The following is a 22,428-nucleotide window of genomic DNA, read 5'->3' on the forward strand; positions in this document are numbered from 1 at the left end:
AAGCTAAGGTTACTAGCTTTACTCCGGCCTTTCGGTGACTCGACACGATGCGGTCCCACTCGCTCGGTAGTTACATTATTTGGTTTTTACAATAGAAGCTATCGGAAATTCCACCTTTACAATCTTTTTACAGTGCGGGCATTTCATTTCCACCATAACACGGACTTCCCTTTTATGGGGATCTGCCGTAATCTCACACAGACGCCTCTCACACAGCGGGCAAAAGATTCTGCACATACTTCTCTCCTTTCACAATTATTTTGAACGTAATCTGTCCAACAATGATGTAACCTGTGCCATTTATACCCGTAAAATTCTGGTAATGGAATTCCATGAACTTCCATGTATATCCATAGTATCTTCTGACCGAAATGTTTTATGTACCGAATTCCTGAAAAATATTCCTGAGTTTTTGTATAAAAAAAGAAACAATCTCACCACGACTGTTTCTCTTCCAACGCTTATTAAATCACTTCTTTTCCCAATACATTCCCCGGAATTACAGCCTGCTCAGCTTGTATTTTCTGAACATAAGCAGCAGGCAAGTCCGCATCACGCTATCCCCAATTCTCTTTTCATCTTAATTCACCCCTTGTATTCTTTTAAATTCTTCATCTGTCTAGCATGGTCGGCTTCATTTTCTTCCTTCGTTTTGGTAGGGTCTTCACGGTCAAAGTGACTACATGGCAATTCCTCACATTGACCGCAGTGCCCATATTTTCTCTGATTGATACAGCATTCATAAATATCACAGCAGCTTTCTCCTGTGTATTCCAGCCAGAACACCTTGCCCTTTATCTCTCCGCACCCTCGGCAATCCGCTAGGTAATACTCACAATCTGAACATACGGTACCGCAACAACTCCTCTTCTTTTCCATAGGCATTTTCCCCTCATCGCATTTTCCACTGACACTCACTGCATTCTGCATCATGGATGGAAATTATTCCTCCACATTCCGGTCAAGTATATTTCCCTTTTTGCTGTGTGAAAAATTTAGCCATTCCCTGTTCTTTTACCATTTGGCTGTTTTCCATCAAGCTGGTATGATAGCGGGTATTATAACTTTTTTCCAACCGTTTTATCTGCTTACATGGATATTCATAACATTCAAAACAATATGTAATCTGCCGCTTTGTCACACAATCCTTTATCCTGCAATGCTCCGGTTTTCCCTGGTCACTTTTCAAACAACCTACGCATGGCTTTTAATGATAACAATGCTTATAACAAACAGGCAGTTCATCCCACCGGGCGCAAACATGACCGGCTCTATTCTTTCTGGCATCTTCATTTTCAATCAGCTCCTGTAACGTCTAGCTTATCCCAAAAATCTGACCACCCTAAAATATGTTCCTCTTCTCTTACCTGATAAATATTCTCTATTTCTAATTTTTCTGTTCCATTTATCCATAAACAATGCATTTTCAAAATTTCTTGCAATGCCCATATGTTATCTTCAATACCATAACGAGAATACAAGGCAAACGTAAAATGTTCCAAATCTGTCATCAGTCCAAAATCTTTTGATTGCCACCCTTTATCCCTTAAATGATAATAAGTGCAAATTATATTCTCTAATACATTTGCCACTTCTTCATCTGTAAGATACGGAAATAATACCTCGTATAATCTGTTACAGCCATCATACTCTAATGGATTAATTTCTCTCTCTTTAATCATCTGTATGATTTTTAACTTATACTTTAAAATACTTTGTGGATTACACTTCTTAGCTTTCTCTACAAAATATTTAATATAATCCCATGAAAATCCACTTTGTCCATATTGTGTCTCAATATATTTAAACATTTCATCACAATCCAATTCCTTTGCAACATCAATAAATGGATACACGTTCTCATAATACTCTGATTCATACCATCTTCCTGGAATGATACAACTATGCTCCGACCTTTCCAATCTCCTTTGAGCATACTCACGAGGTGCCATTTGTTCCATACGTTTCTCCAATCCAGTATATCCTAATCTATGAATACATAAAGAGATTGCCCTATGAACATCTGAACAGTAAATCTTATGTCTTGTATTTTGAGAATCATACGGTTTTGCATATTCATCTATAGGAAAGTAATTAACCGTCTTTTCCCATAATTGTATTAGTTCTTCTTTTGTAAAAAGGGCATTCTCCAGCACAGATATAAGCCCATCAAATGCTATTTCCTCCCAATCCTGATTTGCTTTCTTTATTGTTTGAATAAACTGAAAGAAACTATCAGTCCCCACTTTTGCCGCTGCGTTGGATACCGTACTTCGTATTTGAACAAAAGCTCTGTTATCTCCAATGCTTGACGCATATTCAGAAATATTCATCAACAAACTCCCAAGGTCTTTCCATACCTCGCTTCGTTCCGCAGCTATTCTCTCAAACCACTGTAATGGATTGAAAAGGCTATAATCTTTGCGACCAACATAACCAATACTTCTTGCATTCAGTAACTCTCTAGCTCTTTGTATTCTTTCTGTCCAGTTCATTTCCTCTGCTATTTTTAATAGCACATCTGAAATATAATTCCGCTCTGATAACTCCTCCTTCCATATCATACCAGTAGGACCCATCCAAGCATCAAAAAATTCTTCTATAACATTCCCATTTCCCCTTACATACAGAAATCGCCAATACGTTTCCAAAAGTGCTATCCCTGAACATGTTTCTGCCTTTGCACACAACCTATCTTCCAGTAATTTCTGAAGCATGGAAGGAAGCCCATTTATTATTCGGATAATGCTTGCTAATATTTTTTTCCTAAAAGACATTGTATCAATATCAAAAAAGCCATTATAATATCTGTCTTCCAAAATGACATCCAACAATGCATCAAAATCATCCTTTTTTACCTTTTCTGTATATCTGAATAAAATACATTGCTCAATATAGGCAATCTGATTCACAGCTGTTAATAGATTTCCAGCAACATTAGTATCATTTCTTCCCTTACTAAATCCACTCTTCTCTATGGCCTTTGTCCGTAACTCATTAAATTTTTCTTTTGATACATATGTAAGTACATACATAAGGTCAGCAATTATTTTGAATCTTTCCTTTTTCTTTTCTATCTCTGTATATGTCTGCTCGTACCATTTCTCAGATATATATTCAAACTTTTTATCATTGATTTCAATCAACCAATCCTCGCACAAATCAGGCTGACTATTTTTTACAGCCCATGCACATGCAGATATTCTATTCCTTTCGGATAAAGCCATTCTCATTTTTCCGTTTAAAACAAATTCCACATCTTCCATCCGACCACGTTTTATTACCTGTTGCACAAAATTTTCGATATCCGTACAAAAATAACAACTTATGTTTTCAAAAGTATATTTTAGTTGATCTTTTCCTGTATAATTAACTGCCTCTTTAATCCAGCCTCTATAAAAATAGGCAGCTGCACTTTCCTCCGCTTTTTCTTCATAATGCATTTTCTCTGGTGTAATCCCAAATTTCCGGGCATACTTCCCCCAATTTTCCAACAACTCATTTACTTGAATACTCTTCTCATTGTTTTCCTCCATAACGCCAAACAGCTTACCTGGTATTCTTTTATCCATCCAACGAATCAAAATCTGTTTAGCTCTAGTAATTTCTCCTTTGCGAACCAAAATATCTATATCTCTAAATACCGCTTTAAAATCCTCTATAGAAAGAATGCCCTCTACAACAGGCTTTTTTTCACATTCCAATGCAAAAGGTATTTCAATATCACATTGATATACTCTATCCTGCCAACGTAATGATTCACTATACTGTTGCATAGTTGAAACAGCACAACTAAACTTCACAATCTTCCTTTTATCTTCAATACGAGGCAATATTGCCAGCGTATCTAACATCTGCTGTCGAATCTCTCTCAAGTCTCTTTTTATCAGGTAAGCTTCCATTACATACTCACAGGTAAAAACATCTACATATTTTTCTTCTTGTCTCGCCTCTTTTAACAGCTTGAAAATCACTTCATGCTTAACTTTTTCATCAAAATCCACATTCAATAAGTAATTTGCGATTTTAGCACTTATAGTTGGATGCAACTGCCTAGCTTTTTTATAATGAATAGCCAAAAACAATCTAACATCATTATGAAATACACTATATCCCAAAGAATCATATATAACAATCGGAAATAAGCTTTGTAGAATATCCTCCCACTGCCATACTGAAATTCCTTCTCCGTACATATCTGCCATCACTTGAGCCGAAACCCTTTTATTAATGACTGAAAAAGTTGCTGCCAAATACATATCTATAGTATATCCTATATTTCTCACCTGCTGGATGGCAGTTTTCCAAATATACTCATAATATGACTGGATACCAGCATTCAGCCTCTTAACGTTACTATTTTGCTCGAAATCGGTAAAATCATTGTACTTAGTAGCCTCTTGCATTGCAAATACTGCTGAAAGTGTACTGCCCTTCGCAATTTCCGCAATATAATCAATAAGCAATTTTTTATCATTCTCATCGTATTTCATTAATACACTATTCTTTTCATATAATAGTTCCAGGTCCCCTTTATCAATATCCGGCACCTGCACTTCTTCAATCCGTTCTAAATCAGATAAAAAATCAGGGTATTCAGAAAACTGGTGTGTAGGTTGTCCGGCAAATATAAAGCGAACATTTTCAGGAATCGTTTCCGGTGTCGGCAATGTTCTTAAAAAAGTATTTGCACTTCCACTACGCGCGGCATGATCAATGCCATCTACAGCAATTACTGTTGGTTTTCCTGAAATATCCGACCAAGCAGAAGCTAACCTCAAAACCTCATTTCTAAGCACATCAACTGAATCTATTAATTCTATTGATATTGGTACGCTATACTTATAAAGCCTTCCTTTAAATTGCTTTCTTAGCATAATCAATAAATTCCCCCAGAAATCCTTAGGGTCACTAATCCCTAGATCAGCAGAAACATACAAATCTCCCGGAATTATTGGTTTAAACGTATGAAACCTCAATGTAACAATGCTATTTGGCTTGCATGCCAAATAACTTACTATATTTGTCTTCCCACATCCTGGATTGCCAGTTATAAATATTACTCTTGACTTTCCATTTAGAATTTTATTTTCTAATTCTGTTACAAATGTAACCCGCGATTGAAAAAATGGTTCGCAAATAGGGAAAAAATGCTCTCCCTTTATATCGTCTCCACTTAATGAAAGAGCCTCCATTACATCTTCTTTTTCTATTTCTTTTTTCTTTCCAATAGTTGTTGCCCACCACATCAACTGATAACACAATTTTTGGTGCAAACTCACAGCCTTTTCATGCGTTGTTTTAAATTTTACCTCTAACTCATTTGCTATGGAAATAATTAATTCATCCAAATCTTCCTGATCTGATATTAGTTCAAAATTTTGTAAGAAAAGCAGTTGTTCTTCTGCATTAAGTTCTCTCATACAATTTTTCCATGTACTCCATGCTTCTTCCCACTCCTTCTTAACAACAATCTTATTAATGTCTACATGCTCATCCGAATTTTTGTCTAAGACTCCCGCCTGCCCTTTTATACAATTCCAGAATTGTGCTAATGAAGGTCTTTCCCAACTTTGTTTCGGTGTGTATTTCCTATTTCCCATTTTTCGATTTGTAAATAGAATAACTCTGTTTTTTCCCGCATTTTTTGTCTCCATGCCTTTCCACTCTAATGAATATTTATATAAATAGGATTGTTCAAGTTCTCCTTCAACCATGTCAGAATACGTAAGTTTGTCATCCTCCCTAGTATTCTTGACTTGAATATATTCCACCATCCCATCTTCATAGGACACAACAACATCATCCAGACTCTGACTATCCTCTGACTGCAATACAACATTTTTAATACCACTATCAGGATTTAACATTTTCACCATATATAACAACCCTACTGACCATTCAAACCAATATGGAGTTCCAGTTCCAGCTGTCCTATTGTTCATTTTACACCTCATAATTTTTTATTTTAGCGCTACTTTTTCCCTTTAAAATAAATCTTTGCTCTAACACAATTCCAAATTTTTCTACAATCTCCATCATCTCTTAAGTTTTCATCGTTCCTCGACGTAATTCTTATTGAAATCCTACGGCAACTGTCCAGTCCTCCGATCCAGTTCTGATATATTATTATTTGTTTTTTTGCAAAGTTCCCATTCATATCAGATGTCATCATTTCCACTCGTCTATACATACAATTATAAATCGTATGGTTGCTAAATACAATCCATTATCCCTATCCTATAAGTTTCCCTACAAAAAAATCATTCTACAAGTTCACTTGAACTTGCAGAATGTCAACTAAATCACTCTATTTTTCAGAATATTCCTTCAATCCATTCATAGCAATAGTATTCTCATACCCAATCACCTTCTCCCATTCATCTGAAACACATCATGCCCCTTAATTTTTCTTACCGCCTGCCGCAGGTTTTTTGCCTTCCCATGCTGATGATACGGATGGGATGCCCTGTGCTTATGGAAAATAACACAGTCACCCTCCCCATGACATTCCCGATAATGTATATACCAGAAATGTCCCGTATTCTTAGACTGTACTGTCACATCAAAATCTCCAGTCAGCACAATATTAAAATAAGATTTATCCAGATGCTGGATATCCCTTTCACGAAACATCTGACATTCCCTCTCTCTCAAACCATGCCGCCAAGGCTTTCTCCACAATCCCGGCCACATCCCCTGCCTTTACATCCGCAAAATACTTCTCATACACATCCGAAGAAAGTTTAATGCTCCTGCCTGGGGCTGCTTTCTTCCCTTTCCCGTTCTCCACACGCTCCAACACACGTTTTTCCGTCACTTCTCCGACCATACCTTTTAGACACTTAGCTGTCTTGACATCCAGCTTAATCTTCCCCTGCCCCGCCAATCCAGCCACCGTCTCCTGCTCTTTTGCGGAAAGATAGGATAAGTCCACAGCAGCCACCAAAGGAAGAGTACCATTATCCAGACGCTCCTTTAACGGCTGTTCTAACTGGTTCACCCGGATATACCTGGCAATGTTCCTCCCGGTCATCCCACACTCCTCCCCAAGAGCATCCCGGCTTTTCGACTTGTGGACATCATGTCCACAAGTCTCCGCCGTGTCCGTGCCGCTTAACTTTTCAATCTCTTCCAAAATATCATTGCGTTTCCCCTGATTGCTGACCTTCTCATACCGTTCCGCCAGCACAGCCGCTTTCTCAGACGGCAGCAGTTCCGCAAATCCCCTCTGTATCACATTAGTCTCAATCACATACACATAGGCATCCGCCTCCGTCAGTTCCGTCTTCACAATAGCAGGGATTTCCGTCAATCCTACCAGTTTCCCCGCATTCTGACGGTTATGCCCGGCAAGCATCTCATATTCATCCCCATCCTGCCAAACAATCACCGGATTCAAAATACCATACTCCCGGATGCTGTCCACCATGTCATCCAACCGCTCCCCCTCATACAGCCGGAACGGATGATTCCGGAATGGACGGATACTGTCAATGGGCAGCATCTGTATCCCACCCTCCGGGGCAGGCATCTCCCCTGCCCCATTCAGCAAATCCATGGCATCATTAAAAATCTTCCGCTTTGCCCCGTTAGCCTTCATAAGAAATCAACTCCTTTGCAAATCTCCGGTAAGCCACCCCTGCGCTTGCTTTCGGACTGTACTGCACCACTGGCAGGTTATAATAAATGCTCTCACCGACTTTCACTGTATTGGGTATCTTCGTTTCAAACACCCGTATCTGCTCCTGAAAATTCTCCTCCACTTCCTCTGTCAGCACCCTGCACAGCTTCGTCCTGGTCTCACACATGGTCAGCAGGATGCCCGCAATCCCCAACTTCGGATTGATACGTTTCCGGATCTTCCCCACCGTCCGGAGAAAGTCCTGCATCCCCATCATTGCCAGAAGCTGCGGGTTCACTGTAATGATTACTTCGTCAGCCGCAGCCAGGGCATTGATGGTCAGCGTCCCTAGAGACGGACAGGTATCAATCAAAATATAGTCATACTTCTCACGCAATGGCTCCAATATCCCGGACAGTATCTTCTCCGTCCCCATTTCCAGCCTCAGCTTTGCATCTACCACCGACAGATAGATAGAAGACGGGATAAAATCCACCCCGTCCTTCATCTTTATGTATCGCTTCACGGCAGGACGCTTTGCATCCTCCATCTCCGCCATCATCAAATGACCGATGGTATTCTCCAGTTCCCCCGTATCCTCAATCCCAAAACAGGTAGTCAGGTTTGCCTGGCTGTCAAAATCCACAGCCAGCACCTTTTTCCCCATCATCTGCAGACAATACGCAAGATTCAGTGTAGTTGTCGTTTTGGCTGTTCCTCCTTTTTGTGAACCAATCATATATATATTTCCCATCAGCAGTACCTGCCTTTCTTTTCTGCGATTGCACCTACCATTTGGCTTTCCTCAAAGGCGTCAATATAGCTGACTTCCTCCCTCGGAGTAATAACCAGTTTCCCATCCTCGCACTGGACAGTCACCGGCATATTAGCCATGAATCCCCATTCCTCCAGCCAAGCCCCTTTCAGCATCAGCGCAGGTGTCGGCTTATATTTGTACCCAGACTGCTCAATGACCTTTAACGATCTTTTACTTTTCCTCATATTTTCTACCATCCTTTATGAAAACACAGTATTGCTGGAAATTTGTTCAGACAAAAATTTGAACATGATAAATGCACAATAGACAAAAACTCATTAGATAACTTCTATAGGTATGACGCAATACTGTAAGACTAATCGGTTCTTAGTTACATATTGCAATAGATTGGGCATTGTAAGGTCCCTGACTTTCAGTAATTAAATCTCATTTATGGCACATGGTACAAAAACACAGGTTTAACTCTCCCATGGCGCCCGGTTCACATTAAACCCGGCCGAAACTTGTCAACCAACATTACAACGCCCCGTTGCAACCCGTCAGCATTTATAAGGACTTCGGACCTTCAATACCACCCCGCTGGGTGGTATGGTTGCTTTAGCTGCAATACTTTTTTGCCATTGATTCTCTTTTGTTTTTCTTGTTTCTGATTAAATAGTACACTATTTTGATTATTTTGTCAACACCATAATACATGTTTTTGATTAAGTAATATTTCTTTTTGATTGACTTTCTAACTTATTTCCTGTATGTTATTCTTAGAAAGGTGGGTTATTCATGGGTATATCAGATAAAATAAAAGCACTGTTAAAAATCAAAGGTAAGAAAATGAATGAGTTAGCAGAATATCTCGGTATGGGCAAACAATCTCTAAGCAATAAATTTAGCCGAGGCAGTTTTTCAGCAGAAGACTTAATAAAAATATCCTCTTTTCTCAACTGCACACTTGCTTTTGAAATTGACGAAAAGCAAAAAATCATCTTGGATGAATCCGATATAAGAGAATGAGACTTCTCTACACAATCGCTTCATGCTGATCCATCAAAAAGGGTTATACCAAAGTTTGAGAGATGTTCCTCACAAACTTTGATATAACCCTTTTCTTAATATCCCGCCAAGGCTTAACTATGTTTTCAAAGGTAGTAAATTGGTAGTAAATTCCGTTTCCAACTTCAAATTTTCCCCTTTAAATCTAGCATTTTAGGAGTTTATTCGGTGTACTGCCGTGGCAAATAAATAGTATTTTTATCATATCTCTTATATCCCTTCATAAGCCTTCAAGCCTTGATATTTCGGGCTTTTGGCACTTTTCTCATGTTATGTGTTTTGCCCTGAATCTACACAATCCCTTATAAATCTACGCAAATTCACTGGCAAATGGTGTAGTAAGTGGTATCACTTCTCCTTTACTTTTTATCGGTCACAACACATTTTCCCTTACAATTGTAACCTTCTCAAATAACCTCTCCTCACCTTTATTATTCAAACATTCATACGAATCTTAATTTATTAAAACTTCCCACTTCGCTTACCATTTAATCTTTGGATATATCCTTTTTCCATAATTAGCTGTAGGATAGCCAACTCATCCAAAGGGCAATTCAAAGTGCAAATTTTGCCCTTTGAACCTTTTCCTATTGCACTTTGCCTGATATTATTACTTTGCTCCGGAACATAAGCCACATGCATATATCTATTTTTCAGCTCATAGCCCGTTCTTAAAATCAGATTGCTAAAGAACATTTCCAAAAACTTTGTTGTTGAGTAGACTCCATTTTGCAGGTCGTTATAGTTTGCCCTTACTAATGCATTGCGAAAGTACCAAGAGTTCTTCTCAAAGGCATCGTTATTCACCTTGAATCCAAAAGTTTTCATGTATTTATGCCTAAACTTCTCAGTTAAAGCGGATTTTGCATGATCAATGATTATATCAATGCAACGGAAATGATTTGCTGTTTCAATCACTTCGTCCACATTGAGAACTTCACTTTCCACGCCAATAGTATTGGTTTCAAAAATATATCTGGTCTGATCATGGGTCAGACGGCTGCCTTCCATGTACAATCCAAGTATTTCCTCCGAAGCGCTCATTACATAAACAACGGCGGTATCCCAAAGATTTAGGCCATGCTCCCATTGTGATACGCGGTGATTTCTGATTATTCACTCTCTGCAACCCCAAATTTATCTCGGAAGTCCTCATAACTGCTCACCCAGTCAAACCGTATCTGATCACTTACTGCCTGAAAATGCAGTTTGCCGCACTGAATCTTGTTTTGCTCCACTTCCTGTAAATTGATATCCTGCTTACCTGCCTTGGTTTCAACAATGAAGTAGATCCCCAAATCCGGAGCCTGCAGACTGTTTTTTCTGCACACAACAGCCCAGTCAGGGGTATAATTGCCATAAGGAGTATCAATGACAAAGCCTCCCTTTCTCAGTTTTGTAAACAGCAATACATTCTGATTGTTTTCCAGCTTTTCCGCAAACTCCTTCTCTCCTTTGCTGTCCATTTTGTAATATTCATTCACTGCAGAACTATGAGCGGCATTTGCCTGAAAAACTCTCCATTCTACCTTAAAGTCCTCTTCGCTGATGGTATCAAGCTCAAAGATATTCTTACTATCCAGTTCATACCCCTTTATCACTTCATAAGAAGTCAGATTAGCAGCTTTCGTATGGTTTAAACGCTTCAGAATCATCTGTGTCACTGTATCCAGAATATCCTGATTATTCAATAGCTCCCTTTTCTCAACAGACTGAATAATCTTAAATATGGCAAGTCTTGGAAGCATCGTATGGTACATGATATAAGTTACAATCTCAAAGTCACTCTTTGGCCCAAAAGCAGCTTCCCGCTCCAGTTCCTTTGCTTTGCAGGACACCTCTTCCATAACGAACATTGCAGATTCATTAAATCCGGCCGTGCCAGCCTCTATTTTGTACACATTTCTTGCTTTTATAAACCTGAGGTAATGATTGATTTCAAATGCACAGTCTTGAATAAATTTATCTTTATCAATCCTGAATTTGTATATCGTCCGCTTTACCAGGTTTTCCCTTAGGGCAAAATAAATCTGTTTAAACTCCCCCTGTGTGACAAAAGATCTTACCTTATTTTCGCAAGTCTCATTATCCCCATTGCGAATCGCAATCTTCTTCGTGCCTTTCTGTGCCATCAGCTCTTTAAACTCCTTCTTGATCTTCTCCATGTGTTCGCAGAGCGTGTCCTCTGCAAAAGTCATGGTATCAATCAGTTTCGTAACTTGAACTGTTGTGCCCTGTAACAGGTTGTCCCGATTCATCACACCGGCGGAAATCAGTTCCTGTCTCAATGTATCTGCCAATTCCGGCGTGATTTTTCTCTGTGGTATCCCGGCGGCTTTTAGAGTGGAAATAAGAATCTCAGCGGTAACTTCATTCTTATTATAATTCATAGTATCATTAAAATCTTTTTGTAATGCTGCTGCGAAGTGATCATAGTAATCATTTGCGATAACTGTAAGTTCATTGATTGTATGATCCAGGCAGCGGTTGCCAAATATATCTACCGGCAGTCTTAAGCCTCTGCCAATCTCCTGCTTTTTCGCTGTCTCAGAACCCCCGGACTTTAATGTACACAAGGTAAATACATTCGGGTTGTCCCAGCCCTCACGAAGGGCAGAATGAGAGAAAATGAATGCAAGAGGCTCTTCAAAGGATATTAACTCGTCCTTTTTCTCCAGAATCAGGCTGATGCCGCGGTCGATGTCTTCCCGGGACTTTGCTTTGATTTTCATAGTATCCTCGTCAGCCCCTGAATCCCATCCCTCTATTTCTACTGCATTTTTTTTTGCGTCCAGGGCAAAGTAGCCTTCTCTGACCGACTGTACATTCGTATATCCCGGAAAGAACGCTTGGTATTTTTCAATCACAGCCCTATTTTGAGAGACATACCGCTTATACTCTTCGTCAAAAATCCTTAAGTACTCTCCCCTGCCGTCCGGCACAGCATTGTCCCTGACTTTATCCACAGAATCAATAAAGAACAGCGTCAGTGCCTTAATTTTTTTTCCGGTATTTAAAATTGTTATCTGTTTTTCAAAATGGTTCTGAATCGCAAGCCTTATCTGAATACGCACAGCTTCATTTTTTTCAGTTTCATAGGTACTGTGTCCTTGTTCCAATACAATCGTTTTCTCTTTTGTTGCTATTACCAGGGGCTTAAGTTTGTGGGGTTCCCCGGCAACACGCATGTCTTTGTACTGCAAAAGACCGCCTGACAATTCTTCAATAGAAGTACCTCCCCGGGCATTACAGCTCCTAAATCTGATTGTGCTGCCCTGCTCCTGTGAGAATATCTCTATTCTTGCCTTCAAATCAGAGGTAAAGGATACATATCGGATGTATGGATAATCTTTAGGAATCACCCCGTGTACAGTTTTTACTGCAATTCTCTTTACCAGATCCTTCTGATATGCGGCATAAGAATCCAGCTTGTAGATTTGGTTATACAGCTGTTTGTGAGTTGCAGAATATCTTAATGTAAATAATGGCTGCAGCTCTTCTATGGCTTTCAGAGACTGGGATTTATTCCTCTTTGTGCCTTCCAGCTTCTGGGGCTCGTCGATAATGATAATTGGCTTAATATATTTGATATCTTCCCAAAGTATCTGCCCGTACTCATCTTCTGTTCTAATCTTATTCGTATTCTTATTGAACGCCTGTATGTTCATTACGCAAATGCTTAAATCACTGCTCTCCACCAGCTTAGAACTGACCTGCTTGGGATTGCTGCTGTCATAGACAAAGCTGTGCCTAGCTATATCCACATTATACAATCTTTTAAAATGCTCCTGCAGCTGTTCCATCGACTTTTCAACTCCTTTACGGATTGCAATGGAAGGTACTACTACCATGAACTTTTTAAAGCCATATTCTCTATATAACTCCAGAATCGTACGAAGGTACACGTAAGTTTTGCCTGTACCCGTCTCCATCTCTATTGTAAAGTTGTTGCCCTCTGTCAAGGCAGAATCAGCAAAGAGATTATTCTGCAGCTGTACACTTCTTAGATTCTCTAATAATCTGGACTCTACTGGAATATCATGATTTCTTACGGGATCTCCTTCACCAATCTTACGAATACGCTGTGAGCCATAGATGCCATCCACTCGTCTGGGCAATCCCTGAAACAACTTTACCGCAGAATTCACCGCCTGCAGCTGATAGTCAAGGCTGTCATCGAACTGAAATGTTACTCGTCTTGCCATGATTCATTTCCCCTTAAATAAATTCTACGGTATATACAGGTTTATCAGTTCCGGCATTCTTCGAGATAAGTGCCTTCAATCTTCGAAATGTCTCATCTTTCAATGCAATATCGTCCCTGAACGCAGAATCTCTGAAAATAAACTTGATCGGCAGCGGTACAAGCTCTGCCAGTTTATTTATCAATTCTACGGTTATCTCTGTTTCCAGACATACCAGATAGCTGCCCCCATAGAGATATGTGCGTCTTCCAATGTCAGACAGCTGTTCCAGAGACTCGGATAAAGCTACGTTGCGCTGTCTGAGCATTAATTCGTACACAATATCTGCGTCATTCGCCCCGGGCATAAAGTCCGCAAGATCCGGAGCACTTTCGATCTGTGAGAAATCAAGCTGCCCTGCATCCATAAGTGAGTTCCATTTTATATTGGTGGGCGCGATACGGAACACTTTAAATCCCGTATCCACTTCACAGTCCGGATTCTCTCTCACAATGCTCTCGCCGGCACGACGGATACGCTCCCTGCCAATTTCACATATCGTAGAAAAGCCTGCCTTATATGCCTCACTTGACGCCTCTAAGACTTCAGGAATCTGGACCATGATAAACCTTCTTTTGCCCTTATCCTCACTGTTCAGCTTCATGACTGCATGTGCAGTGGTTGCTGATCCTGAAAAAAAGTCAAGTATGATATCATGTCCACTGGTGTGTATCTTACACAAAAAGCAAATTAAAGATGAGGGCTTGGGAAATGGAAATATTTTGCTCCCAAACAAGTTCGTTATTTCTTTTGTTCCATCCTGGGACATTCCAATATCATCTCCGAGTTTTGTACTTACTGCGATCCGTCCAAAGTCCTCCCCGGCCTTCTCCATATCATCTTCCTTCCAATATCTCAGCGCCGGCTTGCTAATATTTAGAAAAGAATAATCCCCAGGGAAGACAATTCTGCCCTCATCATAATATTTTTTAAAGGTATCCTGCGTAATTGCCCATGTTCTGTTGGGATTGGCAGGGTATTCCGCGCCGGTCTTAGGATTGATTATTGTAAAGTAACTGTTAGGTCTCTCACTTGCGGTTGTCTGCTTTGTCAAATCATGTATTCTCCAAGGACGATTTGGGTAATCATCACTCTCATAGTATTTTCTTTCTTTTCCTGCTATACTTCCTTTGAACAAGGAAGACTTTGCATAGCATACAATCCACTCATAATCCTGAGAGATTCCAAATGGAACGTCTGATTTGGCGGTTCTCTTTCTCCATGGAAATATTGCAACATAATTACTCTCACCAAAAACCATATTGCAGAGATTCTTTACATTTTCCAGCTCGTTATCATCGATGCTGATAAAAATAGCTCCGTCATCTGTCAATAAATCCTTTGCTACCAGCAGCCGCGGATACATCATGTTCAGCCAATTTGCATGATACCTGTTATTAGATTTCGTATTTACTGTATATCTCTCACCCAAATCACTCATATCGCCTTCTGCTTTCAGGCTATCTGCCGCCGGCATTTTATAATTATCATTATAAATAAAGTCATTTCCCGTATTATATGGGGGATCAATATAAATCATCTTTACTGCATTGTAATAGTTCTGACGAAGCAGCTTTAACGCTTCCAGATTATCGCCTTCAATATAAATATTCTCGGTTTTATCCGCCTCTTTGCTCTCAGGCAAAACCAGTTTTAATGTCTTTCCAAAAACATCCTCCTGTGCCGCTTTTTTAGCGTTCTGCTTACCTGCCCATGTGAATTCGTACTTTTCTTCTTTGACCTCTGTAAAAAGACCCAGCTCTTCTCTTAAAGCAAGGAAGTCTACTTCACCGTCTTTGACAGCGGAAGGAAAGATCTGCGCCAATTTTATAAGGTTATCCTTTTGAAAATGATTTATATTCCTGTCAACTTGTTTTGTTTTCATCTTCAATCTCTGCTCCTTCTCCCACAGCACTAAACCAGGTACTCCAGCAGACTATGCATCGGACGTGTATCCCTTAGTTTCATCTTTGGTGCCTGGCGATTCTCTGTGCTGTATGTGCCAAATTCCTTCACATCATTCTCCCCAATCCAGCCTATTATTGCCATATTCCTTTCTGTCGGTACAGTAATTCTAGGTTCTCCTTTCAGCTTCAGCCAATAATATACCTGAATATTTACCTTCCGCAGTTCGCTCGCCTTGGTTGCCACCGTAAAAGTATCTAATATATCATCAATTGTGCTTTTATACACCGACAAGGAAGATTTTACCGAACATTTTATTTCGGTTCCCCATATATTTTTTAAGATAATGTCATGTCCCAAATCAGGATTTCCGGATCTTTTATTTACTGCTGAGACCGCATATTTCCTATTCTGGAGCAGCCATTTAATGACAGCCGCTTCCGCTGCTTCTCCCATCAGTATATCTATAAATCTCTCCATATACCCTCTTGCATGCAAATCCCTGCGGTCTGTCATAGTCTCACAAAGAATTTGAGCATTCTCTGTACAAATATGCATATCTGCTTCTGATAATTGTATTTTAACAATTGTATCTTTTGTAACCGCCATACTTGTTCCTCCATTATCATAATATTCTAAACCATCTACTGTTTCAGTCTCTGCCTAAATGTCAATAAGCTTAAAATCTGCACCTCGCTTTACCACCGAGTATACCTAATTATCGGAACAATATCAACTCTATCGGGATATCTGTTACAGCGTTTGGCAAATACTCCTTCTTAGAATAAGCGCAAAAAACGGGCTGATATAGTTTTTAACCCTATCAGCCCAATCTTTTACTCGTATTCTACTTTCACCTGCCGGATAATCAGCTGAATACTTCTTTTTCCTCCTCATTCCCATATACCCATCTCCGAAATCCACTGTTTTTTGCCGACTGATAAACAGGCTGCATGATTTCTTCTAGCTGTTTCTCAAACTCATCAGCACCTATTCCTTTCCTGTATAAACGATACAGAATTTCATTTGTATTTAGGTGTTCCTTTTTACATTTATTAAATTCCTGATGTATCTTATCATATTTCCAAATCAATTGATACGATATGTATTCCTGTCTGCAAAACAGCGGAAAATATGTATTCCAGTCGGGAAGATTATTGCTCTTACTACTGTTAATACTCCTTGTCGTAGGATGCAGGTTCCACAACTCGTCATGGGCTACATAAGACCAGGGAATAAAATGATCAATTGAGATTTCCTTTGATGTAAGTCTCGTATCCCCATAAATATCGTAAATAGGGTGCAATTCTACGATGGTCCTCCAATACTTTTTTACTTTTTCCAAATTACGCTCTGCCGGAGGCATCAGCTTGTCAGAAATCCCTGGTACACTTGGATTACGTTTCTGTAAATATTTAATCATATGATATTGAAGCCATCCTCTTATAATCACCTGGTTTTTTCGAATATATGATATCCATTCTGGCTGCATGAAGATTTCAGTATTTAATCCTCTAAACATACCAAAATAGTACATTAGCCGCCTTTGCTGATTAATTCTGCTAATCTTCGCCTCTGAAGCACCCTCTAGATCTTTACTTTTTAGTTCTGGCATTAACGGAGACTGCAGCCGATAGGGAACGTTTGCTATCAATACTCTTTTTAATCGCATTACTTCTTTATCACTGCTGCTTTTCAAATATTTTAATATCTCACTCTTTTTTTCTGAGGGCTTTAACTTCGTTGTTTCATGAATATGCTGGACTATAAGCTCCAGATTGTCTCTGGGACCCAGATTTAAATGATACTCTGAGACCATATACCATGCTTCGGTTATCATTTCATCGACTAACTCATCAAAAGAAAATACTGTTCTTCCTTCTTCTACTTTGGTCAGAATAGACTGAAACCAAAAAAACTTATAGCATTCACTTGTATTTCTAAATAATTGAGAGAAGTATTGAATATTCAGTGCCTCAGTATATGGCAGTTGCATTATATCACCTTCTTTTTATGTTTACCGCCTGTTATTTGATATCACTATCCTCTCTGTTCCACCAGCCATTTTCCTTTCCAGGCATATAGAACCATACCCAAAACGGCAAAGAACCAGGATACCGGATATCCCCACAATACAATATCCAAACTAGGATAAACTTTAGTCATTACCTGAATCCATAAAATCCTGATCCCAACCATGCTACCCACCATAATCAGCATCGTGGACAAAGATTTTCCTGCTCCCCTAAAAACACCTCCCATTACCTGTGCTATCGTAATGCCCACATAAAACGGAGCAAGGATCTTACACATGAGATACCCGTACTCGATCACAGCTATATCTCTTGAAAAAATTTTCATAGCCTCTCTTCCGAACACCAGCAGGACGATAGACATAACAGAACAGTATACACATCCCACCAGTAAAGTTTTTACCGCTCCCTGCTTGACTCTCTCCAGCTTTCCCGCCCCAATATTCTGTCCTGTGAAAGTCATAGCTGCCATACCAAAACTCATGATAGGAAGCACAATAAAACCATCTATTTTCATGTAAGAACTGGAACCAGCTATGGCATCCTGTCCGAAACTATTTATATAAGCTTGTACAATTACATTTGATAAAGATATTACTGCTGTTTGTATCCCTGTAGGTACTCCCATAACCAGAATGCGCATGGTCATCCGTTTGTCCAGACGTAGCTTTCGGAAGCAAAGCGTATAAATATCCTTATCCTTCATCAATGTTACTATTACCAAAACAGAAGAAATTCCCTGGGATATAATAGTAGCTATCGCAGCCCCGGCAACTCCCATCTCAAAGCAAATAACAAATATCAGGTCAAGAATAATATTTGCTACTGATGTAGCACATAAGTAGTAAAGAGGGCGTCTGGAGTCCCCTACCCCTCTAAGAATTCCTGCCCCCATGTTATAAACAATATTAAACACGGAACCAAGAAAAAAAATCCGAAGATATACTACAGCCTCTTTCATAACACTGTCAGGCGTTCCCATCCAGCGAAGTATCTGCGGTGTCATGGTAACGCCTACTAGCGTGAGAATAATTCCGCCTATTATGCTTAGAACGATAGAGGTATGTACAGCCCACTGCATTTTCTCTTCATTTTTTGCACCGTAATACTGGGCAATTACTACACCAGCTCCTGTTGCGATCCCCATAAAAAGTCCTATAATAAGGTTAATCAGTGAGTTGCTGGAACCAATAGCTGCCAATGCCGGTTTCCCTATATAGTTACCTGCAATAACAGAGTCTACCGTATTATATAGCTGCTGAAAGATATTACCAACGATTAAAGGACCTGAAAAAAGGAGAATCCCCCTAATAATGCTGCCTTGGGTTAAATCCAAACTATTGACTTTTATTTCCTTTTTCACATTATTTCCTCCTTTAAACTTATATTTTAACATATTTTTACATAGAATTACTACGGGTCTTTCAATAATTTTTAAATTTTTTTCATTTATTTCTCATAATCTTCCGCAGTTGCCAACAAAATCAGTGTCTAATATATACTAATTTTGTAGACATTGTTTTATTTCTCCTTGCAGTTTTCTACACCTTTCGCTATAATAGTCCAGTATGACTAAAAAGGGAGAGAAAGATATGAACAAACAAAAAGACTTTAAACCTTACATTCCGGCTGATCGCATCACGCCGGAGTTCACTGTCACCTCGATTATTATGGGGGTGATACTGGCTGTAGTTTTTGGTGCAGCCAACGCATATCTCGGACTGCGGGTGGGTATGACTGTCTCCGCGTCCATTCCGGCCGCTGTTTTGGCCATGGGTGTTATCCGCGTAATTATGCGCAAAAATTCCATCTTGGAGAGTAACATTGTGCAGACCATTGGTTCGGCGGGAGAGTCTCTGGCCGCTGGAGCCATCTTCACACTGCCGGCTCTGTTTCTCTGGGCCGCAGAGGGTAAGATGGAGACTCCCAGTATTATAGAAATCACTCTGATTGCTCTCTTAGGGGGACTTTTGGGGGTTCTGTTTATGGTACCTCTGCGGAATGCGCTGATCGTCAGGGAACACGGCATCTTACCCTACCCGGAAGGAACTGCATGTGCGGAAGTACTTCTGGCCGGGGAAGAAGGCGGCGCTAACGCCTCCACTGTATTTGCAGGTATGGGGATTGCAGCAGCTTTCAAGTTTATTATTGACGGCCTTAAAATCGTCCCAAGCGAAGTATCTTTAAAAGTTAAAGGTTTCGCAGGGGAGATCGGAACTCAGATCTATCCTGCCGTAATGAGTGTAGGCTATATCTGCGGTCCCAGAATTTCTTCTTACATGTTTGCCGGCGGTCTGGTCAGCTGGCTGGTGCTGATACCTGCCATTGTACTCTTCGGGGCTGACCTCACCTTATACCCTGGAACGGAACCCATCAAAGAAATCTTTGCTGCCAAGGGTGCCAGCGGTATCTGGGGAAGCTATATCCGATACATCGGCGCAGGCGCCCTGGCTGCAGGAGGCATCATAAGCCTTGCCAAATCACTTCCTCTGATTATAAGAACCTTCCGTGATGCCATCAAAGGGATGAAAGGAAGTCAGAACATGGATACCACCCGTACTGGTAGGGATCTGAATTTTGGAATTATCCTGGGCGGCGTAGCGCTGATTACCCTGGCCATCTGGCTGGCACCTCCTATTCCTGTCAGTCTTCTGGGTGCTGTGATTGTAGTAGTATTTGGCTTCTTCTTTGCTACCGTTTCTTCCCGTATGGTAGGTCTGGTGGGAAGCAGCAATAACCCGGTATCCGGTATGGCGATTGCTACGCTTCTTATCGCTACCATTATTCTGAAGTTTACAGGGGACGGCGGCATTCACGGGATGCAGGGGGCAATTGCCATCGGCTCCATTATCTGTATCGTAGCCGCGATTGCAGGGGACACCTCTCAGGACCTGAAGACGGGTTATCTGCTTGGAGCCACTCCGAAAAAGCAGCAGATTGGTGAGTTGATCGGGGTGATTGCCGCAGCCCTTGCCATCGGGGGAGTTCTGTATCTTCTGAACGCCGCGTGGGGCTTTGGCTCTGATCAGCTGGGTGCTCCCCAGGCTATGTTAATGAAAATGATTGTGGAAGGCGTTATGGAAAATAACCTCCCATGGACCCTGGTATTTATCGGAGTGTTTTTGGCTGTTGCCGTGGAGATACTGGGAATTCCCGTACTTCCCTTTGCTATTGGAGTCTACCTGCCGGTACAGTTAAATGCATGTATTATGGTGGGCGGATTAATCCGTCTGGGTCTGGATAAAAAGAAAGAGCAGGATGAGAAAAAGAAAGCTTCAGTTATCAGCGACGGTATTCTGTACTGCTCCGGCATGATTGCCGGAGAAGGACTGGTAGGCATCATTCTCGCGATACTGGCAGTCTTCAACCTGGATGCTGTCATCGATCTCTCCGGTAAGCTTGGCCTGCCCCCTGCTGCAGCCAATATCGGCAGCCTTCTTGTATTTGCGCTGGTAATTCTAAGTGTACTGAAGTTCTCGCTGTGGAGAAAACGTAAAGAGAGAAAATAGATTATGAAAAAGAAAGAAAAAGTGATAAATCAGAATTATCTGGAATATATTCCTGTGAAAAACAACGCTATTCAATGGGAAGAGGATTCGAAAGGCACGATCACCTTATTGGTAGAAAACACTGGTTTTTTTAACCGTGCGGCACAAAAGCTCCTGGCCAAACCAAAGGTAACGCAGATTCACCTGGATAAGCTGGGAAGCTTTGTATGGCCTCTTATCGACGGAGAAACCGATATTATAAGACTGGGAGAGAAGGTAGATGAAGAATTCGGACATGAGGCCGCCCCTCTCTATGAGCGGCTGGCCAAATATTTTCAGATATTAGAAAGCTATCACTTTATAAGTTTCCAAAAACCCTGAATAAAAGAGGATGTGCTGCAGTCAAGGCACATCCTCTTTTTCCTGTTAATCCTTTTTCACCACTGGTACCCATACCTCATAGCTGGCATTCTGGGGATCCGGGCTGATATAGAACTCTATATCCGGCCCGTTGGCGTACTCATACCCGGAGGTGGGAAGCCATTCTGTGGCAATTCTCTGCTCCAGCCTCTGGATGGACTGGGGCATATCTCCTGTCCCGGGGAATACTGCCCAGGTAAAGGCCTCTACCGTATACTCTTCCATTCCCTCCGGAACCGGAGCGGTACTTGGCACTCCGATATAGTATCTCCAGTTATCCTCTGTGCAGCAGGCACTGATCCCCAGCACACCTTTCAGAGAAGTGTTCATAAGCCCCACCAGTCTGGGGATAGTACCGTCCTCAGCAGCCTGATTCCACATCCTGGGAATAGACGCAAAGTTCTTCTCAATCTCTTTGTACATGGGCTGTGATACTCCCACTACACGAAATGCCTCTTTCTGCTCAATTCTGTAATTCATCTCATCTGCTCCTTTTACTGTGATTTTGAAGCTGAGCGGAGGGTAGGATTTTAGAGAGACGCCGTCTTCTTTGGCCATAGAAGGGGGAATCCCATGTATACTCTGAAACGCACGGTTGAAGGCCGTCGGCGAACTGTAGCCGTATTTCAGAGCCACATCTATAATCTTCTCTTCTCTGTTCCTCAGATCCACTGCCGCCAGGGACATACGTCTGCGCCGGATGTATTCTCCAAGAGATACGTCTGCCATATACCCAAACATCCTCTGAAAATGATAGACCGAACAGCAGGCTGCCTTCGCAGCTTCTTCATAATCAATCTCGCCCGCCAGATGTTCTTCTATATATTTCATTGCCCCGTTCCATCTCTCGATCCACTCCATAAGCTCAACTCCTTACCGTTAGTATACA

The 22,428-nt window shown here is 40.8% G+C and carries 18 protein-coding genes; 3 read left to right on the forward strand and 15 right to left on the reverse strand.

Annotated elements, in window-relative coordinates; all coding sequences use genetic code 11:
- Positions 1-75: 75 nt before the first annotated feature.
- The 8 genes from ACGHCT_RS17490 to ACGHCT_RS17525 all read right to left on the reverse strand — a co-directional run bounded on the left by ACGHCT_RS17490 (position 76) and on the right by ACGHCT_RS17525 (position 8,626).
- On the reverse strand, positions 76-237 hold the full coding sequence (locus ACGHCT_RS17490; RefSeq protein ID WP_390437073.1) for a hypothetical protein: 162 nt from the start codon (positions 235-237) through the stop codon (positions 76-78).
- A gap of 348 nt (positions 238-585) precedes the next feature.
- Positions 586-879, reverse strand: a complete 294-nt coding sequence (locus ACGHCT_RS17495; protein WP_390437074.1) for a DUF3795 domain-containing protein — start codon at positions 877-879, stop codon at positions 586-588.
- A gap of 82 nt (positions 880-961) precedes the next feature.
- Positions 962-1,189, reverse strand: coding sequence for a DUF3795 domain-containing protein (locus ACGHCT_RS17500; protein ID WP_390437075.1), 228 nt, complete (start codon positions 1,187-1,189; stop codon positions 962-964).
- Positions 1,190-1,295: 106 nt separating this feature from the next.
- A complete protein-coding gene (locus ACGHCT_RS17505) occupies positions 1,296-5,945 on the reverse strand; it encodes an ATP-binding protein (protein WP_390437076.1) in 4,650 nt (1,549 codons plus the stop codon).
- 421 nt (positions 5,946-6,366) lie between these two features.
- Positions 6,367-6,636, reverse strand: a complete 270-nt coding sequence (locus ACGHCT_RS17510; protein WP_390437077.1) for a hypothetical protein — start codon at positions 6,634-6,636, stop codon at positions 6,367-6,369.
- The gene (locus ACGHCT_RS17515; protein WP_390437078.1) at positions 6,626-7,603 is read right to left on the reverse strand and encodes a ParB N-terminal domain-containing protein; all 978 of its coding nucleotides are present in this window, start codon (positions 7,601-7,603) and stop codon (positions 6,626-6,628) included. The genes ACGHCT_RS17510 and ACGHCT_RS17515 overlap by 11 nt, the downstream gene beginning before the upstream one ends.
- The gene (locus ACGHCT_RS17520) at positions 7,593-8,378 is read right to left on the reverse strand and encodes a ParA family protein (RefSeq protein WP_390437079.1); all 786 of its coding nucleotides are present in this window, start codon (positions 8,376-8,378) and stop codon (positions 7,593-7,595) included. Before ACGHCT_RS17520 ends, ACGHCT_RS17515 begins: the two co-directional genes overlap by 11 nt.
- Positions 8,378-8,626: a SymE family type I addiction module toxin gene (locus ACGHCT_RS17525; RefSeq protein ID WP_390437080.1), complete on the reverse strand. Its 249-nt coding sequence runs from the start codon at positions 8,624-8,626 to the stop codon at positions 8,378-8,380. The genes ACGHCT_RS17520 and ACGHCT_RS17525 overlap by 1 nt, the downstream gene beginning before the upstream one ends.
- Before the next feature lie 553 nt (positions 8,627-9,179).
- Here ACGHCT_RS17525 and ACGHCT_RS17530 point away from each other — a divergent pair.
- The gene (locus ACGHCT_RS17530; RefSeq protein ID WP_390437081.1) at positions 9,180-9,410 is read left to right on the forward strand and encodes a helix-turn-helix domain-containing protein; all 231 of its coding nucleotides are present in this window, start codon (positions 9,180-9,182) and stop codon (positions 9,408-9,410) included.
- 501 nt (positions 9,411-9,911) lie between these two features.
- On the opposite strand, the gene ACGHCT_RS17535 is transcribed toward ACGHCT_RS17530, so the two are convergent.
- From ACGHCT_RS17535 to ACGHCT_RS17560, 6 genes are all read right to left on the reverse strand, one after another.
- Positions 9,912-10,460: a hypothetical protein gene (locus tag ACGHCT_RS17535; RefSeq protein WP_390437082.1), complete on the reverse strand. Its 549-nt coding sequence runs from the start codon at positions 10,458-10,460 to the stop codon at positions 9,912-9,914.
- A 101-nt stretch (positions 10,461-10,561) separates the two neighbouring features.
- Positions 10,562-13,654, reverse strand: a complete 3,093-nt coding sequence (locus tag ACGHCT_RS17540; protein ID WP_390437083.1) for a DEAD/DEAH box helicase family protein — start codon at positions 13,652-13,654, stop codon at positions 10,562-10,564.
- 13 nt (positions 13,655-13,667) lie between these two features.
- On the reverse strand, positions 13,668-15,578 hold the full coding sequence (locus tag ACGHCT_RS17545) for a site-specific DNA-methyltransferase (RefSeq protein ID WP_390437084.1): 1,911 nt from the start codon (positions 15,576-15,578) through the stop codon (positions 13,668-13,670).
- 29 nt (positions 15,579-15,607) lie between these two features.
- Entirely contained in the window at positions 15,608-16,207 is a 600-nt protein-coding gene (locus tag ACGHCT_RS17550; protein ID WP_390437085.1) for a hypothetical protein, read from the reverse strand.
- 259 nt (positions 16,208-16,466) lie between these two features.
- The gene (locus ACGHCT_RS17555; RefSeq protein WP_390437086.1) at positions 16,467-17,594 is read right to left on the reverse strand and encodes an HNH endonuclease domain-containing protein; all 1,128 of its coding nucleotides are present in this window, start codon (positions 17,592-17,594) and stop codon (positions 16,467-16,469) included.
- Between the two features lie 44 nt (positions 17,595-17,638).
- The gene (locus ACGHCT_RS17560) at positions 17,639-18,994 is read right to left on the reverse strand and encodes an MATE family efflux transporter (protein WP_390437087.1); all 1,356 of its coding nucleotides are present in this window, start codon (positions 18,992-18,994) and stop codon (positions 17,639-17,641) included.
- Between the two features lie 229 nt (positions 18,995-19,223).
- Here ACGHCT_RS17560 and ACGHCT_RS17565 point away from each other — a divergent pair, with 229 nt between their 5' ends.
- Together ACGHCT_RS17565 and ACGHCT_RS17570 are read left to right on the forward strand one after the other, a co-directional pair.
- Complete coding sequence (locus ACGHCT_RS17565) at positions 19,224-21,140, forward strand: OPT family oligopeptide transporter (RefSeq protein ID WP_072848822.1); 1,917 nt, start codon at positions 19,224-19,226, stop codon at positions 21,138-21,140.
- A 3-nt stretch (positions 21,141-21,143) separates the two neighbouring features.
- Positions 21,144-21,500 carry a PqqD family protein gene (locus tag ACGHCT_RS17570; protein ID WP_072848824.1) on the forward strand — a complete coding sequence of 119 codons (357 nt, stop codon included), beginning with the start codon at positions 21,144-21,146 and terminating at the stop codon, positions 21,498-21,500.
- 45 nt (positions 21,501-21,545) lie between these two features.
- Here the strand turns inward: ACGHCT_RS17570 and ACGHCT_RS17575 are convergent, their stop codons facing one another.
- On the reverse strand, positions 21,546-22,400 hold the full coding sequence (locus ACGHCT_RS17575; RefSeq protein ID WP_072848826.1) for an AraC family transcriptional regulator: 855 nt from the start codon (positions 22,398-22,400) through the stop codon (positions 21,546-21,548).
- Positions 22,401-22,428 lie beyond the last annotated feature (28 nt).

Source organism: Lactonifactor longoviformis, from assembly GCF_042848515.1.
Taxonomy (GTDB): Bacteria; Bacillota; Clostridia; order Lachnospirales; family Lachnospiraceae; genus Lactonifactor; species Lactonifactor longoviformis.

Coding starts and splice junctions, on each gene's coding strand:
- ACGHCT_RS17490 (WP_390437073.1), bottom strand. CDS start 237: ATGTGCAGAATCTTTTGCCCGCTGTGTGAGAGGCGTCTGTGTGAGATT.
- ACGHCT_RS17495 (WP_390437074.1), bottom strand. CDS start 879: ATGGAAAAGAAGAGGAGTTGTTGCGGTACCGTATGTTCAGATTGTGAG.
- ACGHCT_RS17505 (WP_390437076.1), bottom strand. CDS start 5,945: ATGAACAATAGGACAGCTGGAACTGGAACTCCATATTGGTTTGAATGG.
- ACGHCT_RS17510 (WP_390437077.1), bottom strand. CDS start 6,636: ATGTTTCGTGAAAGGGATATCCAGCATCTGGATAAATCTTATTTTAAT.
- ACGHCT_RS17515 (WP_390437078.1), bottom strand. CDS start 7,603: ATGAAGGCTAACGGGGCAAAGCGGAAGATTTTTAATGATGCCATGGAT.
- ACGHCT_RS17520 (WP_390437079.1), bottom strand. CDS start 8,378: ATGGGAAATATATATATGATTGGTTCACAAAAAGGAGGAACAGCCAAA.
- ACGHCT_RS17525 (WP_390437080.1), bottom strand. CDS start 8,626: ATGAGGAAAAGTAAAAGATCGTTAAAGGTCATTGAGCAGTCTGGGTAC.
- ACGHCT_RS17530 (WP_390437081.1), top strand. CDS start 9,180: ATGGGTATATCAGATAAAATAAAAGCACTGTTAAAAATCAAAGGTAAG.
- ACGHCT_RS17535 (WP_390437082.1), bottom strand. CDS start 10,460: ATGGAAGGCAGCCGTCTGACCCATGATCAGACCAGATATATTTTTGAA.
- ACGHCT_RS17540 (WP_390437083.1), bottom strand. CDS start 13,654: ATGGCAAGACGAGTAACATTTCAGTTCGATGACAGCCTTGACTATCAG.
- ACGHCT_RS17545 (WP_390437084.1), bottom strand. CDS start 15,578: ATGAAAACAAAACAAGTTGACAGGAATATAAATCATTTTCAAAAGGAT.
- ACGHCT_RS17550 (WP_390437085.1), bottom strand. CDS start 16,207: ATGGCGGTTACAAAAGATACAATTGTTAAAATACAATTATCAGAAGCA.
- ACGHCT_RS17555 (WP_390437086.1), bottom strand. CDS start 17,594: ATGCAACTGCCATATACTGAGGCACTGAATATTCAATACTTCTCTCAA.
- ACGHCT_RS17565 (WP_072848822.1), top strand. CDS start 19,224: ATGAACAAACAAAAAGACTTTAAACCTTACATTCCGGCTGATCGCATC.
- ACGHCT_RS17570 (WP_072848824.1), top strand. CDS start 21,144: ATGAAAAAGAAAGAAAAAGTGATAAATCAGAATTATCTGGAATATATT.
- ACGHCT_RS17575 (WP_072848826.1), bottom strand. CDS start 22,400: ATGGAGTGGATCGAGAGATGGAACGGGGCAATGAAATATATAGAAGAA.